This is a genomic window from Methanobacterium sp. (assembly GCA_039666455.1).
GTDB lineage: Archaea > Methanobacteriota > Methanobacteria > Methanobacteriales > Methanobacteriaceae > Methanobacterium_D.
On record JAVSLW010000057.1, the window covers coordinates 1 to 15,742 of the forward strand.

The 15,742-nt window shown below is 33.7% G+C and carries 16 protein-coding genes; 4 read left to right on the plus strand and 12 right to left on the minus strand.

All coding sequences use genetic code 11. The features are described from left to right. Positions 1-276: 276 nt before the first annotated feature. Positions 277-951 carry an ATPase gene (locus PQ963_11075; protein MEN4030201.1) on the plus strand — a complete coding sequence of 225 codons (675 nt, stop codon included), beginning with the start codon at positions 277-279 and terminating at the stop codon, positions 949-951. Between the two features lie 11 nt (positions 952-962). On the opposite strand, the gene PQ963_11080 is transcribed toward PQ963_11075, so the two are convergent. The 4 genes from PQ963_11080 to PQ963_11095 form a co-directional block, all read right to left on the minus strand. Further along, positions 963-1,718, minus strand: coding sequence for a winged helix-turn-helix domain-containing protein (locus PQ963_11080; GenBank protein MEN4030202.1), 756 nt, complete (start codon positions 1,716-1,718; stop codon positions 963-965). Between the two features lie 336 nt (positions 1,719-2,054). Then, positions 2,055-4,064 (minus strand): ATP-binding protein, encoded by a 2,010-nt coding sequence (locus PQ963_11085; protein ID MEN4030203.1) that lies wholly within the window; start codon positions 4,062-4,064, stop codon positions 2,055-2,057. Between the two features lie 272 nt (positions 4,065-4,336). Continuing rightward, positions 4,337-5,197, minus strand: a complete 861-nt coding sequence (locus tag PQ963_11090) for an EFR1 family ferrodoxin (protein MEN4030204.1) — start codon at positions 5,195-5,197, stop codon at positions 4,337-4,339. A 57-nt stretch (positions 5,198-5,254) separates the two neighbouring features. After that, complete coding sequence (locus PQ963_11095; protein MEN4030205.1) at positions 5,255-6,112, minus strand: EFR1 family ferrodoxin; 858 nt, start codon at positions 6,110-6,112, stop codon at positions 5,255-5,257. A gap of 112 nt (positions 6,113-6,224) precedes the next feature. On the opposite strand from PQ963_11095, the gene PQ963_11100 reads away from it, so the two are divergent. Next, positions 6,225-6,509: a hypothetical protein gene (locus PQ963_11100; GenBank protein ID MEN4030206.1), complete on the plus strand. Its 285-nt coding sequence runs from the start codon at positions 6,225-6,227 to the stop codon at positions 6,507-6,509. A 42-nt stretch (positions 6,510-6,551) separates the two neighbouring features. Here the strand turns inward: PQ963_11100 and PQ963_11105 are convergent, their stop codons facing one another. Further along, positions 6,552-7,208, minus strand: a complete 657-nt coding sequence (locus PQ963_11105) for a DUF5612 domain-containing protein (protein MEN4030207.1) — start codon at positions 7,206-7,208, stop codon at positions 6,552-6,554. Positions 7,209-7,329: 121 nt separating this feature from the next. Here PQ963_11105 and PQ963_11110 point away from each other — a divergent pair, with 121 nt between their 5' ends. Both PQ963_11110 and priS read left to right on the plus strand, forming a co-directional pair. Continuing rightward, the gene (locus PQ963_11110) at positions 7,330-8,655 is read left to right on the plus strand and encodes a DNA primase (GenBank protein ID MEN4030208.1); all 1,326 of its coding nucleotides are present in this window, start codon (positions 7,330-7,332) and stop codon (positions 8,653-8,655) included. A 26-nt stretch (positions 8,656-8,681) separates the two neighbouring features. After that, on the plus strand, positions 8,682-9,641 hold the full coding sequence (priS, locus tag PQ963_11115; protein MEN4030209.1) for a DNA primase catalytic subunit PriS: 960 nt from the start codon (positions 8,682-8,684) through the stop codon (positions 9,639-9,641). Here the strand turns inward: priS and cca are convergent, their stop codons facing one another. The 7 genes from cca to PQ963_11150 all read right to left on the minus strand — a co-directional run. Continuing rightward, entirely contained in the window at positions 9,642-11,039 is a 1,398-nt protein-coding gene (gene cca, locus PQ963_11120; protein ID MEN4030210.1) for a CCA tRNA nucleotidyltransferase, read from the minus strand. A gap of 52 nt (positions 11,040-11,091) precedes the next feature. Beyond that, complete coding sequence (thpR, locus tag PQ963_11125) at positions 11,092-11,643, minus strand: RNA 2',3'-cyclic phosphodiesterase (GenBank protein ID MEN4030211.1); 552 nt, start codon at positions 11,641-11,643, stop codon at positions 11,092-11,094. An 18-nt stretch (positions 11,644-11,661) separates the two neighbouring features. Continuing rightward, positions 11,662-12,783 (minus strand): 3-dehydroquinate synthase II, encoded by a 1,122-nt coding sequence (locus tag PQ963_11130; protein ID MEN4030212.1) that lies wholly within the window; start codon positions 12,781-12,783, stop codon positions 11,662-11,664. 14 nt (positions 12,784-12,797) lie between these two features. Continuing rightward, positions 12,798-13,592 (minus strand): 2-amino-3,7-dideoxy-D-threo-hept-6-ulosonate synthase, encoded by a 795-nt coding sequence (locus PQ963_11135; GenBank protein MEN4030213.1) that lies wholly within the window; start codon positions 13,590-13,592, stop codon positions 12,798-12,800. A 97-nt stretch (positions 13,593-13,689) separates the two neighbouring features. Then, entirely contained in the window at positions 13,690-14,217 is a 528-nt protein-coding gene (locus PQ963_11140; protein MEN4030214.1) for a methyltransferase domain-containing protein, read from the minus strand. A gap of 58 nt (positions 14,218-14,275) precedes the next feature. After that, on the minus strand, positions 14,276-15,406 hold the full coding sequence (locus PQ963_11145; GenBank protein MEN4030215.1) for a PAS domain S-box protein: 1,131 nt from the start codon (positions 15,404-15,406) through the stop codon (positions 14,276-14,278). Between the two features lie 91 nt (positions 15,407-15,497). Further along, positions 15,498-15,742 (minus strand): NAD(P)/FAD-dependent oxidoreductase (locus PQ963_11150; protein ID MEN4030216.1); only part of this gene is annotated, 245 nt, incomplete at its 5' end.

Genomic DNA, 15,742 nt, shown 5'->3' on the forward strand with positions numbered 1-15,742 from the left:
AGTATTCCTTTCATTTTATCACGCTCCTTTCAGATTCGTGATTTTAATCTTAAAAGGCATTATATAAACTTTTTTCGGTAAATAAGCACTTAATAACACTTTATTTTGTTACCACAAACACAAATAGTTTAACAAAAATAAGAAGTCACGCATAAAAAGGCCATACTATATTTAAATACCCTATTACCTCATAAAGCCAGTATAACCCAAAATAAACATACTGAAAAATTAAAGAACATAAAATTTATACATGAAAAACAGTTTAAAAGTGATCCAATGAATAAAGATCTGATCAATGTTTTACAAAAAACTGGTGTAGAAACACGATTTATCAGTATCATGGAAAATGAAATATTTATAAACAATTTAAAGCTTTCCAGATTTTCAAGGAAGAAAGAGGAAGAATTTTTAAACGTTTATCCTGAAATGAAGGTTGTGCGGTCCAAAATATTCCAGAAAATCTGCACCAGAGCTTCCCGGAATCTTGCACATGTCATTCGTCCAAAAGAGAAAATATTTCTGGTTAAAAACGATGATCCTCTTAATTTTGCACTTCATGCAGTTTTAGAGCCTTATAAAAGGAAATATGGTATTGAACTTGTTTTTGGAAGTGATATTAACGAAACTATAGATTTGGATGTTGATTCCATTGCACTGGGCCTCACACTTGATCATGAAGCAGAAAATATCCTCAAATTAATGATCAATGGAGAAAAAATTGAACTATTAAGTTTTAGAGAATTTTTTAATGAAAAAAAAGTGATTTATCCACTTATAAACATACCGCGAGCATGGATATTCTCATGGGTTGAAAATAAACCTCCTGAAAAATTCGGACAAAATTATGAAACTCCTGAAGACTTTTTAAAATTTTTAGAAACAATTATACCTGACGTTAGAGAAAATCTTTACAAATCTGCACTTTTTATATCTGATAGGAGAGGTGTTTAATTCAAAAATAGCTATTTTTCATCTAAAAGTACATGAATCTCGCTTAAAACTACCAGCAATTTGTATCCTTTATCAGTCAGCATGTAATCACCTCTTTCGTGGCGTTGAATAATTATATTCTTATCCAGTAACTTTTGAAGGTGGAAAAGCAAATTACCACCTTTTAAACCGGTTATTTTAGATAATGTGGAAAAAGTTTTTGTTTCACTGGCCATGGCCTTTAGAATTTGCAGCCTCTGCCTGTTGGACAAAGGCTCCAGTACGTTTTTAACTATGCTTTCTTCACAAATTAAGCATATATCTTGCTTTTTCTCTTCTGGAGCGCTGTAAATACACATAGAACGCATTAAACTTATCTGTTTTTTAAAAAGGCTGCTTACTTCTTCAAAACAGATTTCGCATTTTTTAAATGGTGCTTTTTCTTTAATTTTAGTAAGTTCAGACTTATTTTCCATTATTGATTCTTCATGAATTTTATCCTGATTTATAAGACCTGCATTTTTGTGCAGGAAAGCTGAAAATATTTGTTTACACTCTTCTTTCATTTCACAGTTATCTATCATACCTCTTTCAAGGCCATTTTGAATATCCTGGCCCATATATCCATTTAATGCATTTATGAAGTCTTTTTTTGAATTTGCAAGTATTAAATCCAGATACTGCTGATTGGTGTTTTCCATGAGATTTTTGATATCCCTGTGGATGGTTGTAAGCTTTGTTTTTATTTCATCCATTTCTTTGGTGTGGTCTTCAGCCTTATCTAACATTGTTAGTTATATTGCTGTGATTGTATAATAAAGGTTTCTATCAAGACCTCAAAAGTTATTATAATATTTCAATTAGTATATTTCATTAACCATTAAGTATATATTAATAGTTAGGCAATAGTAATATGAGGTGAAAAAATGCAGGCACAGTTTGACTTACAACACTTCTGCTGCGGTCCTAAAGGCTGCGAGATAGAAGTATCATACGGTGAAATGATAGACGCAGAATAAGCTTATCTTGAAATTTTTTCATTTAATTGTTCAATTTTTCTTTTTTTAAAATGTGGTGATATTTAATAATATTTCTAAAATACACAGTAGTATCTTATTCAAATTTTAAAATTTATTCTTATTAATTGGAACAGTGAAATAAAATGTAGAGCCAACCCCAGGTTCTGATTCAACCCAGATTCGTCCATTATGGCGCTCTATAATTCTTTTAGCAATTGAAAGTCCAATTCCAGTGCCGGTATATTCTTCACGTGTGTGCAGCCTCTGGAATATGGTAAAAATTCTGTCAAAGTACTCTTTTTCAATGCCAATACCATTATCTTGCACAGAAAAAACGTATTCATTGTTTTTTTCATCCTTAAAAGCAGAAATATTTATTTTAGGCGGAACATCTGGTTTTTTGAATTTAATTGCATTTGAAATTAAGTTTTGAAATAACTGGCCTATCTGTCTACCATCTACCATCACCTCAGGAAGTGCATTATATGAAATTTCAGCATCAGTTTCTGCAATCGCTGCATGCAGGTCAGAGATGGTTTTTTCAAGAATTTCTTCAGTACTAACCATTTTGAATTCATTTCCCATTGTAGTTACTCTTGAATATTCAAGAAGGTCATTTATTAGATTCTGCATCCTCTTGGTGGCATCCACGATGTATCCTATAAATTCATCTGCATCCAAATCCAGTTTTCCTTTGTATCTACGCTCTAAAAGCTGTGTAAAGCTTGCGATGGTTCTCAAAGGCTCCTGAAGGTCATGAGATGTAACATAGGCAAACTGCTGCAATTCTTCATTAGAATGTTTTAACTCTTCAATTATCTGCTTAAGCTCCATCTGGCTTTTTTTAAGCTTATTTTCAGCTATTTTTCTCTCCTCAAGTTCATTTTGAAGAAGAATGTTAATCTGATTTAATTCTCTTGTACGTCTTTCTACAGTGGATTCAAGCTCATTTTTTGTTTTCCAAAGCTCAAGTTCAATTTCCTTTCGTTCTGTTATGTCCTGTTCCACACAGACAATTTTAAGTGGGTTGCCAGCAAAATCAGTGGTCACTTCTCCATTACATAAAACATCTTTGAAGCTTCCATCCCTGCGCTGTATTTTAACCTCATAATTAAAAGGTTGGTGCTCCCTAAGGGCTTTTTCAAGCGTGTCATTAACTATCTGCCTGTTTTCGAGGACCACCATGTTCAGTATGGTTTCATACTTTACAAATTCCCCGGGATTAATACCGTAAATTCTGTATAGACCATCAGATATGGTTATTACGTTAGATTTAATGTTCCATTCCCAGTTTCCAATTTTTCCTATCCTCTGTGCTTCCTGAAGTCTTTTATAATTCTCTTCAAGCGCTTTTTTAATTTTAGTGGGTCCTGTAATATCATGTATTATTGAAACCGTTCCCACATAATTTCCATTATCGTCTCTAAAAGCGTTTATTGAAGATTCAATGTATATCTCTTGGCCATTCTTTTTTGTGCTTAAGTTTTCCCCATGCCATTTTCCAATGGTTTTAAGCTGGTTATAAGCATTTTTTCTATCTTCTGGAGATAGCCAGCGATAATTTACTGTATCTTTAAATATTTTATTCTCTACTTCCTCTAATTTATAACCAAAAAGGGTTTCTGCACCCTTATTCCAGTAGGTTATACGATTTTCATTATCCACAGCAATTACAGCATCTTTAACCTGAGAAAGAATATCAGAATGTACTTTAATCTTATTTTCTGCTTCCTTTTGCTTTGTAATATCCATTCCTATGGTTATATATAATCCATTTATTGAAAACGCTGAAATTAAATAAGTTTTACCCGATTGGGGGAAATACATTTCAAATTTTTTATTTTGATTACACTTAAAAACTTCGTTAGCTATCTTTAAATTAGTTTCAAGTGTGCTTTGAGATTTATATATTTCACTGGCCCTTTTATCAATGATATTTTCCCTGGAAATATCTGAATTTAAAATTGTGGCATGATTTATATATTTAAAAATAAGATCTACAATTTCACCTTTATAATTACGTACTATTTCATGAACATGAACTTCCTCTTCCATATTCTCAAAAATCTGGAGATAATAGGGCTCTTTAAGAGAAAATATGCCTCTTTTTTCCATTTTTCCAATACTCCATTTACTTTACCTGTTTACTAAATTAATAATCAGTACTTCGTAAAGTGTTTATGTAATTTGGTTTAAACAGCCTGTTTTGTACATAAATTGATATAGAATGCCACAAAAAGGTTTGACATTTTTCGCCATACCTGTTATTAATAATAATGTTTTCAGTCCTGCTTAATCCTTGCGCCAATGATTCTATCCAATACCATGAAACACTCCACCTCCAAGCCCAGCAAACATACCAGGAATAGAGGTTGCAACTCTTATTTTTATTTATGATGAACATCATAAATCTTTTTGTTTATTTCCATTTCTTTTTGCATTGCAATATCCTTCACTGTTGCGTATGGGTGAGAATACCTTCCATTACTTTCAGTATATGATTTTAAAAAGCGTGAAGATTTGATTTGAACTGCTTGCTCAGGGCAATAGTTGAGACATGCATGGCAGAAAAAACTCCTTACATCTTTTTGCCAAACCGGCTCTTCATCGACCATTTTTACTTTTCCAGACAGACAGACCTTTTCACATGTGCCACATCGTATACACTTTGAATCAGCGTAAAATTCAACGTTATAAAACATGTTAAGAAATGGAAGAAATAGTGAAAGAATTGGAAAAACAGGCATAGGAGTAATGAAGTCAGTGCCCTTTTCATGGATTTTTTCTTTATTTAAAATGATTTTATGGATTGAATCAAGCTTTTTTTGGACATCAGATTCTATTTTTCTTATTTCTTCTTCTGTTGCTGGTTTCCAGTCCTTAAATTTAGGATCGTTACCGGGCATGTTCAATGAAAAAAATGAATCCAAACTTTTATCTTTCTTCTTTAAAATGTTTTCCAGGTCAATAAACGCCCTGTGCTGGCTTCCAGCCCTTGTTGCAATTGCAAAAATATATTCTGCCGATTTTAAGTTAAGTTTTTTAACAAAATCGATTACAGGAGCAGGTGCCATTGCAAGATGGATAGGAAAAACAAATCCCACTGAATCTGAAACTGATTCAACAATATCTCTATTTAAAAGTCTTACCATTGGTATTAATTTTGCTTCCGGAATTCTTTTTTGTAATTCCTTTGCTACATAAAGTGAATTTCCTGTGCCTGAAAAATAGTAAATTTCTGTACCCATAAAACCCCTCTGGATTGTTTGATATCATATGTTATGTGCATACTGCATATTAATATCTTACCACAACATATCTGAAATCCTCACATCAGGATGATGATATCTTACCGTTTTTGTTAGTGCACTGCTTTTAATTGCTCCTTCCGGGCACCAGTGGAAGCATGCCAGGCAAAATTCACAGTGATGCTGCCACTGTGGCTTGCCCTCAACAATTTCAATATTTTTTACAGGGCAGATTCTGGAGCAATTTCTGCAGCCAATACATTCCTCACCGGTATAAAAACTGTTGTCCATTAATGGCAGGAGTTCTTCGTAGGATTTACCTGATGAATTCGAATATTTCTTTAAATGTCTTAATGTTAAAGGTTTAAATAAAAAAATAAGCGGAGAAACAATTAATTTAATTAATACGTAGGCTTTACCAACCAATATATTAGGGGCGTCAAATTCACCTTCTTTTCTGGCCTTAACATATTCATGTATAACTTCAATATTCTCTTTCCAAACATTAAACATCTTCTGCTGGTTCTGTGTACTGTTAATCTTAGGCCCGGCCATGTTATTGGGCATATTTACAGTAAATCCTGCAGAGAGTTTACTGCCACGTGCTTTAATAATTTTATCCACATATTTTAACGCTAAAACCGACGTACTTCCATATGTGCAGACGGCAAATATGTATTTAGATTCAATATTTTCTAATTTACTTATAAATCTCCTGATTATGAGTGGAACACCGCCGTATGGCTCGTAATACGTTGGAAACACAATCCCAATTACATCTGCATCAGTTGTTATTCTTTCTTCGTCCATTACAGAGGGTATGGATATCAGTTCTCCTCTTAGTTTTTTGGCTATGTCCATTGCCACACTCAGAGAATTTCCTGTGCCTGAAAAATAGTAAATTTCTGTGTTCATAATTATTCCTTCTTTATTTACAGTCATGTGAATTAAATATATTATTATTTTCAATTCTAATAATAACTAACTATAAATCCATACAGGTATATAATCATAACTGGTGCTATAAATGGATGTACAAAATGAAGAATTGTATAAAAAGTGTAAGGAAAGTGCAGCAAGCGGTGACATCATGGGCGCATGTAAGGTGATGCTTGAACTGATGGAAGCAAAAAAAGTGGAAGTTGAAAAGGAAGGAGATCAGACCTACCTTGAAATGGCTGAAAACCTTAAACCCGACGATGTAAGAAAAGTACTGAAAATGGCCCTTAAAATTAGAGAAAGCGGTGAAATTAAGGATCCTGAACTTAAAAATGCTGCAAGTATACTGATCAGGGCTATAGAAATGAGCTAATACTTCTTATTTAAAGAAACAGGTTTTTCAAAGCCACAAAATTTAAAATTTTGCATGTTTTACTTTTTTAATATCAAAGATGGCTGTATCAGCTACTGCCATTACTGCCATGACTCCTGCCTGAACTGGGTCTGTAACTACTAAATCTGCCTTTTTTGTAACACTCCCTGGCATGTTGAGACTTATTACTATTACACCATGCTCTTTTTTCACCTCTTCAACTGCATCAGAAATTTTACCACCCATAAGTGATCCTGCAAGAACAAGCGCCCCTATCCTTGGAAGCCTTCCTACAGCATATACTGCATCTGCAAGCTCTTCTTCACCTACAAGAGGAATTGTATCAATACTAATGCGCTCTCCTCTTATATTGTGCCGATCTGCCTCCGTTATAGCTCCCTGAGCAACCTGAGCAACCTGAGCCCCACCGCCAATGATTATAATTCTTTTTCCATATATTTCACTTAAAGACGGATGAATTTCAACCTTATTTACAGATTTAAACTGCATGATGTTGTTTGAAAGTTCTTCTCCATCCTTAACGCCTTCAAGTTCCATATATACTGAAGCTGAACCGTCTTTTTCTATAAAAAGATGAGTGTAAATAATATTCATTCCACATTTTGCCATTAAATTGGTGATATCTCTTAAAACTCCTGGCTTATTTTCAGATTTTATAGTTAATGCAATTTTTCCCATTTAAATCACATTAGTATCATATGGTTTTAATTAAATGTATATTTTTAGATCAGGAGTCTATATTTTTGGATAGACGTTCAGTAACATTTTATAATAAAGAAGATCAGAAGTGATAAATCATATGATACCAATGTCCTTTATAAACCCTTTATCTGACGAAGCAAAACAAATTGTAAGAGAAGAAAAAGTAGATCTACAAAGGATATATGATGAAAATGATATATTAATAGACCGGATATATTCAATAAAGTCTCAAGATACCTCTGACGATGCATTTATACCCAGAAATTATGCTGATCTTGTTATTAAAAGGTTAGAATGGTATGTTGAAAAAAGAAGCAATTCAAACTACAATTATAGAAAATTCGCTTTTTTATTTGATCCAGAAATTACAAAATTCGATTTAGTTGCTTTTTATATATTATGCCAGGCAGTTGGCTTAAAATTTGGGCCTAATTCTCGAGAAAGCAGAGTATTAGTTGAACTTCAAGGGCATATAATTGAAAATCGTCTAAAAGAGTTGAATTTAAACAGAGAAGTTAGGGAAGAATTAACCAGGCGAATCATGAATGAACTTATAGTTCAAGATAGAATAAAATGGACAGTGCTTTCAGATCTTTTAGGTTCTAAGAAAATTTATCTACACGATCTTGTTTTAAAGGATGGTTATATTATTTTAGATAAAGAAGTATTCATAAAACACTTTGGAGAAGAAATCAAGCATAGACAACCGGAAAAAATGTACAATCTATTCATTGGAAACAGGGTTAAAGAACTTATTATAATCAAAATGATAATGCAGAACACTGAAAATTACATAGAAAGTGTTCATGAAAAGGCAAATATCATAGAACCCAATCCCACCATATTAAAAATCGCCGATGAGGTTACTGAAGTCTTATCTAAAGAAATTAAGTATTATGGAAGTAGTCAATGTAGCGGGCCTCGTGGACAGATAAAACCTTCACCTTTAAGTGTTGATAAGTTTCCTCCCTGTATTAAAGTGGCCTTAAATGGGATTAAATCAGGTGGAAGAAACGAAGCAATAGTACTGCTTTTAGCACCGTTTTTATCCTATGCAAGGCTTAATCCACACGTTTTTGGGAGCAATACATCTTTAAAAATTTCAGATCTTGACAAGGACCTTAAAATTACTAAAAATGAGATTTTACCAATGATCTATGATGCTGCAGATAAATGCAGCCCTCCACTTTTTGATGATCAGCCCCAGGAAAAGGTTAATATTAACGCAAAACTTGGATTTGGTATGCATAGTGAGTTGAATCTCCAGCATGAAGGAGAAACCACATGGTACACCCCAATGAGCTGTGAAAAGGTAAAGATGAACATGCCTTCATTATGTAAGCCCGATGATTTATGTAAAAGGCTTAAAGAAATAAATCCGTTATTCTATTACATAGAAGGAATAAAAAATAATTTAGAATGAAATTTATGAAGGTTCAGTGTATGGACATTTTCAGGCAAGCAACCCTTGAAGAACGTAGAAAATATTACCGGGAAGAATGGGAAGTCAAAGAAGTGCCTGATTTCATTTTAGATTCTATTGAAAACCGGGAATTTGGATTCGACCACTTTGGAAGGGGTCCCAATGACCGATACAAAGTTTTCACCGAACCTGATTATTTAAAACGCTTTATGAAGTCTAAAACACCGTTTGCAGCATACTGTTCAGTTGCATATTATGAAAAACCCCGTAAAAGAGCTGGATGGATGAAATCAGAGCTTGTTTTTGATGTTGATGCTAAAGACATTCCAGTAAGAACCTGCAGCTGCAGCAACGTTTGTGAAACATGTCTTGGCGAAGCTAAAGAAATTGTAAGCAGATTGATAGACACCATAAAAGGAGACTTAGGCTTAAAAAATATTCATCTTGTTTATTCAGGTAGAGGATACCATATAAGGATTCTTGATAAAGATGTAATGAAAATGGATAGCGACGTACGTTCACAAGTGTTAAAGTACCTTGTAGGGGCCGATATTCCCAAAGACATGTACGATGATGGTGTTGCAGTTTATAAGCTTGAACATTTTTCCATTCCCTTTGGATATCCAAGGGTATTTACAGAAAGAATTAAATATGCAATTTTACATTTAACTCCTGATTCAAAACTTGACAATGTTAACCAGAAGCTTATGGAAGATGTTTTAAAGCATAGAAAACTATTAGAAGATGATGAATGGGGGCTATTTAAAAATAGAATAGGTCCTATAAGATATAAAAAAGTTGTAAGTGGTATTGCATCATTGAACATGGGACTGGTTGATGCTAAAGTCACAATTGACCTTAAAAGAATCCTTAGACTCCCTTCCACGCTTCATTCAAAGGTGAGTATGAAATGCATCGAAGTTAAAAATATTGAAACATTTGACCCCTTTAAGGAAGCAGTACCTGAGTTTGTCCAAGATCGATAATTAATGATATTTAAGTTCAAGGCCCAAATACACATTTTTATGCAGATATTCATAGAAAAAAAGAAGCATATCATCATCAAGCCTTTCAGAATCTAAAAAATCAAAAATATCTACAAGTTCATGTTCTTTTAAAATTTCTTTCTTTATATGCTTTCCAAAACTGAGAATACTAATGCTACTTGCTGATAGAATATCTTCAAGAAATACTGTTGCATTTTTATACTTTCTTTCAGTTTCTGCTACCCATTTATCTCCTTCAACATAAGCTTTATCACCATATTTAGATACAAATCTGTTCTGGTGCATTTTTGACCATATTAGAGGTCCATAGTGTTTTTTAACCTGTGGAAGGCAATGAACTTCAAATTCCAGTAGAATTATCACATTTTCTTTTTCATCTGTCCATGAGGAAGTATTAAACACCCTGAAATCCTCTCTTTCTAAAACCCCTCTAAATGATCTTTCAGTTTTTTTAATCTGGGGATAGAGGGCATCGGCAGGAATTTCCGGTGGTTTAAACCTTATTAATAACGTCTTAGTTTTTCTATCTTTAAACTCAGATTTAATTGATTCTTTATTAACATCAATGGTTTTTTCAAAGAAATAATCCTCATCAGGATTTTGCATGAAGTTTCTTGAAGCTATGATAAATTCAGATATTTTTTGAAGGGTTAATGCTGCTGAAACATTCCTATTTTTATCTGTAGGGTCAACAACAACCATTGGCTCACTGAACTGTCCTCCAGTACCATGGTTCTCGATGTCTATCATGGTTTTATGTCTCCATTTTTCGCTTGCAGCCTTTAAAACTTCCATAAATGTTCCATAGTAAATAATTAGAAGTTCACAGAGGTATCCTGAAAATCCACCAACTTTAAACTCCGCACCATAGGTATGGATAGATTTCATAAATTTTTTAAGTAAAAGAACTTCGCCCTTTTGATTTTCTCTTAAATTCTTTTTAATATATTCAGTATGTAAAATAGTGCGATCTACTGCTGATTTAAGCTCATGAGCACCTTTAATGTTATAACAGGGCACAAAATCAATTTCATATCCTTCTATAAATCCTGTGACGTAGGGATGGGAAGCGTAACGTAGTTCAGATATCCCATGCATCATTTCGATACATTTATAGCCTAATTTCAGTCCATATTTCTTTAAATCTTCCTCTGAAGTATCCAGAGGAAATTTTATAAATATATCAATATCAGCTTTTCCTTGCCATGTATCTTTAGCCACAGAACCAACAAGTACTGCTTCTGCATTTATACCCTTTTTAGATGCATAATCATTTATAATTTTGATTAATCTATAAGATAAATCCTTTACTTTTTTAGTTTCTATGTTTGCAGGTCTAATAATCTCTAAAACAGTGTTTAAATCAATATTTGGCAAAATAGTTCACCTTTAATATTTGCTTTAAAGCAAATATGGTCTATATAACCTGTTATTTTAAATCAAATTCCTTTATAGTGGTATAAATCGGTCCGGCAGGAGTTAATTCGCTTTTTTTAAGAACAATCTTACTAATATCCATTTCTCCAATTTCCACATCTCCAAGGTCTTTAAGTTTAGATAAAAGTCCTGCCTTTTCTTTTGCCCCTTTAACACGGCCTATTGTAAGGTGTGGAACATAACTTCTTTCTTTTTTAAAACCCATTTTTACAAAATCCACATCTAAATCTTTTTGAAGGTTTGAAAATGGTTCCGCATTATCCATTCCAAGCCAGAGGACTCTTATGTATCTTTCATTAGGAAATACTCCTGTTTTTTTAATACTGATTTTAAATGGCTCGTGATTTTCTATTTTATTTTCTATGACTTCAATTATGTCATTCAGCTTATTATCATCTATTTCGCCGAAAAATTTTAAAGTACAGTGAAGATTTTCTCTTTCAACATATTTTACCGGTGCTTCGCATTCTGCAAACCTTTTTTGAACATCTGCTATCTTATCAAGGAGTTTTTCATCTATTTCTACTGCTAAAAAAACTCTCATTATTACACCATAGATTTTTTATTTTTCAATTATACTTTCTTCAATTGACATTCCAAAATGTCTTGCTCCCTTATCCAGGTAAATCATTACCTTATCACCGACTTTAATATCTGCAATAGATATGGGGTCGCCCTGTTCTCCAAGAAGTCTGATGGTTTCTGCATTTTGTAAAAGTGTTTTTAGCTTAACCCCTTCATATTCAGCTTCAATAAGCATTAATGGCCGTTTTTCAATTTTAATCCGTCCAACAACTGTTGTTTTAGCGTTACCTTCTTTATCTACAGTTAAAAGCTCGTCTCCTGTTTCAATCTCAGAGAGGTATCTGGTTTTATTATCTGGAGTCATCACATATGCATGGACAGGCCCTGCATTCACCCTGAAAGGTCTTGAAGCGACATATTCACTTTCAAGAGATTCGCTGTGTACAAGAAACAGTCCTCTGGAGTAGGACCCTATGAGCATTCCTTCACCCACATGCATCATGGAGCAGGTGTCAATACAGACCCGATCTCCAGATCCAACTGGCCTGATACCTGTCACTGTTGCAGGTTTAAGATCAAGCTTAGAATCTATTTTCTCTGCTAATGCGGCAACTTTTTTAATCTGATGGATGTCTGATGTGTAAAGAAGTATGCCATCTGTACCATGCTCTAATGTTTCAAGTGCAAGTTTTGCCTCTTCATAGTCACAGGCAGCAGCCACCAATTTAACATCTTCACTTTGAAGGTCTGCTATAATGTTTTCTAAGGGAATGATCTTCCAGTCGCTTCCAACAAGGATCACATAATCAGCGACCCTTCCAATTTCAGTGGCCAGTTTCTCATGTTTCTTGCTTTTAATTTCAATGTATGATGCCACCTTCTTTCCCTTTCTTTTAAGTTCATTTACCTCACGCAAATCTTTAGATTCTGATAAATCATCGGGAATTTCCAGTGTTCCATCGCCTTCGCTGTTTTTACCAACAAGTACTATATCTGCATCCTCGCTGTTGGATACTATCTTAATTTTGCCCAGTTTTTTTATTTCAGGAACGTTTTCAAAGTCAACTACTGTATCAATTCCTGATTCAAGTGCTGTGGTGATAATATCTTTTTTTTCATTCCAGAATGTGCCTTCTGCCATGATCCATGCAAATTTCATGTAAACCCTTCCAGTCATCCTTCTATTATTTTAAGTGCTTCTTTAACATCCATGTTGTTGTGCACAATCTCTGCAATTGCCTGTGTGGTTTTTCTTGGTGATTCTGCCTGGAAGACATTTCTTCCAATAGCAACACCTGCTCCACCCACGCTCACTGCATTTTTAACCATTTGCAGCAATTCTTCGCTGGTCTCTACTTTAGGGCCCCCAGCAATAACAACAGGTACAGGACAACCGCTTACAACTTCTTTAAATGTTTCAGGGTCTCCAGTGTAGTTTGTTTTTATTATATCTGCTCCAAGTTCTGCACCTGCCCGGGCAGCAAGTTTTACAACATCCACATCATGTTCATCTGCAATCCTTTCTCCTCTCGGGTACATCATAGCAATTAAAGGCATTCCCCATTCATCGCAAATTTCTGCAGTTAGTCCAAGGGTTTCAAGCATTTCTGGCTCCATATTAGAACCAATGTTTACATGAACTGATACAGCGTCTGCACCAATTTTTAATGCTTTTTCCACCGATGTGACCAGTACTTTATGGTTAGGATCAGGTCCTAAAGACGTACTTGCAGATAAATGAATAATAAGCCCGATATCAATTCCATATCCTCTGTGGCCAGTATCTACCATTCCTTTATGCATGATAACTGCATTTGCCCCACCGCTTGCAACTTCATCTATTGTTTCGCACATATTGGCTATTCCTGCTACAGGTCCAATAGAAACACCGTGATCTACAGGTACTATTACAGTTTTCCCTGTTTTTCTGTTTATTATTCTTTCAATTCTAATCTTTTTACCGATCATTGGATATCCTCCATTTAAAGATGAGTGAAGTTCAGGTTTTTTAAACATTATATTATCTAATATTCTGATAAATATAAATTTAAATGGAAATTTACAGTCATAATTTAGAAGACCATAGTTTGAGTTCTTTCAACCTGGGCGGCACTCCATCCCTGGCTGATGATTCTAACCAGCCATACCTGGATTCTATTTTTTCTTCTGCCCGGGCTGAATGTATGAAGTCCAGAAGACCTCTATTTCTTATTATTGTTTCACGAGGTTTTAAACTTGATGACCAGATGAAAAAAACTTTAAATGCTGTATCAGGGTGATACCCTCCCCCAAGATCCACTGATAGCACGTCACAGCTTCTAATTAGATTTATTATGTTTTCTAAAGTTTCATGAAGCCGTACATCTGCTTTGATGAATTTTACATTTTCGTATTTATTTTCTATTTCCGTCATGCTTTCTGCTGCTTCAGGGCTGTTATCCAGTGCAATTATTTTTCCACAACTTGCAAGCTCGGCCAGAATTTTTGTGGAATTTCCAACATGACAGCCCAGTTCAACAACAACATCATCTGATCTGATAACATTTTTCAAAGCTTCCCTGTAAACTTTAATATCATAGAATACTTTTATCATAAAATCCCTTATTTTTACCTTAAGTAAGTGAAAAATCAAACAATTTCAAAAACTTAGGTCATGTTTTAAGCATTTTTGTTGTTTTATTATCTGTAATATTTCTGGATATACTTATAATTCCAGTAATGCCTCTATTTGCATCATGCATTAGTGCTTCTCTAATAGTTACAATCACTTTAGAGCCGTCTTTTCTTTTACATTCCTTCTTACTATTGTATTCTTCCAGTTCAATCATTAATTCAATATCGCGCTTTAACTGGTCGTTGTTCTTATCAGGATAAAGTACTTCTACACTTTGACCTATTATTTCTTCTTTAGAGTGACCATAGACTTTTTCTGCCCCATCATTCCAGTAGATAATTTTTCCCTTTAGATCATATACCACTATACAGTCTCTAACATTTTTTAAAATATCTGCTTGAAAGTGAAGCTTATTTTCCATTTTTTTACGTTCTGTGATATCCTGAAATATGCAGTGAGTTCTCTTGAAATGCCCTTTTTCATCGTAGCTTATCTTGCCATTAAATTCAACATCAATGGTAGATCCGTCACGGCATTTCATTTCAAATTCAATATTTCGAATTTCTCCTTCTGCTTTAAATTTGGGAAAATTTTCCCTGAATTTACGAACAGGAGTTTTTAAAAAATCTCCAAACCATTTCCCTATAACTTCATCACTGGAATAACCCAGAGAATCAAGCCATGCCTGATTAACTTCAATAATATGTCCTGACTCATTTAAAGATTGATAAGGTAATGGTGCATCCTGGTAAAGTAATTGAAACTTTTTTTCTCGTTCTTTTAATTGTTTATCAAGTTTATGTTTATAAATACCTATTTCTATTGTACTTTTTAATCCATCATAACTAATGGGTTTGGTAATAAATCCATATGGCTCTGTTAATTTAGCACGCTCGAAAGTTTTTTCATCAGAATGTGCAGTTAAATAAATTACAGGAATATCAAATTGTTTTTTAATTATTTTAACAGTTTCTATGCCGTCCAGTTCACCTTTAAGTGTAACATCCATTAAAATTAAATCAGGGTTAGTTTCGTCTATTTTTTCAATAACCTCTTTTTCCCTGGATGCTGTTGAAACAACATCAAAACCAAGTATTTTCAAAGTACTTTTTAAGTCCATCACAGTAATTGCTTCATCTTCTGCAATTAAAATTTTTTTACGAGGCATAGTAAAAATCCTTCATAATTTAGCTGCATGAATTTATATTTTATTTAATTAAAATATTTTTGATATTATTTGAATAAATCATTTCTTTTTTTTAATCATTTAAACTTTCGGCAGCTGATTCACCTGCAAGATAACCTGTTGAAAATGCCTGTTGTAAATTGTAACCTCCACTTGGCGCACATAAATCCATCATTTCACCTGCAAAATAAATTCCGCTAATTATTTTTGATTCCATAGTATGTGGATTTATTTCTTTCTTTGAAATTCCTCCACATGTGACCATGGCTTTATCAATAGGTAAAGAACTGATTATTGTTAAAGGAAAAGCTTTTAAGA

Coding starts and splice junctions, on each gene's coding strand:
- PQ963_11130 (MEN4030212.1), bottom strand. CDS start 12,783: ATGAAATTTGCATGGATCATGGCAGAAGGCACATTCTGGAATGAAAAA.
- thpR (MEN4030211.1), bottom strand. CDS start 11,643: ATGAGAGTTTTTTTAGCAGTAGAAATAGATGAAAAACTCCTTGATAAG.
- PQ963_11100 (MEN4030206.1), top strand. CDS start 6,225: ATGGATGTACAAAATGAAGAATTGTATAAAAAGTGTAAGGAAAGTGCA.
- PQ963_11110 (MEN4030208.1), top strand. CDS start 7,330: ATGATACCAATGTCCTTTATAAACCCTTTATCTGACGAAGCAAAACAA.
- PQ963_11075 (MEN4030201.1), top strand. CDS start 277: ATGAATAAAGATCTGATCAATGTTTTACAAAAAACTGGTGTAGAAACA.
- PQ963_11135 (MEN4030213.1), bottom strand. CDS start 13,592: ATGATCGGTAAAAAGATTAGAATTGAAAGAATAATAAACAGAAAAACA.
- PQ963_11080 (MEN4030202.1), bottom strand. CDS start 1,718: ATGTTAGATAAGGCTGAAGACCACACCAAAGAAATGGATGAAATAAAA.
- PQ963_11145 (MEN4030215.1), bottom strand. CDS start 15,406: ATGCCTCGTAAAAAAATTTTAATTGCAGAAGATGAAGCAATTACTGTG.
- PQ963_11105 (MEN4030207.1), bottom strand. CDS start 7,208: ATGGGAAAAATTGCATTAACTATAAAATCTGAAAATAAGCCAGGAGTT.
- PQ963_11095 (MEN4030205.1), bottom strand. CDS start 6,112: ATGAACACAGAAATTTACTATTTTTCAGGCACAGGAAATTCTCTGAGT.
- PQ963_11085 (MEN4030203.1), bottom strand. CDS start 4,064: ATGGAAAAAAGAGGCATATTTTCTCTTAAAGAGCCCTATTATCTCCAG.
- PQ963_11140 (MEN4030214.1), bottom strand. CDS start 14,217: ATGATAAAAGTATTCTATGATATTAAAGTTTACAGGGAAGCTTTGAAA.
- PQ963_11090 (MEN4030204.1), bottom strand. CDS start 5,197: ATGGGTACAGAAATTTACTATTTTTCAGGCACAGGAAATTCACTTTAT.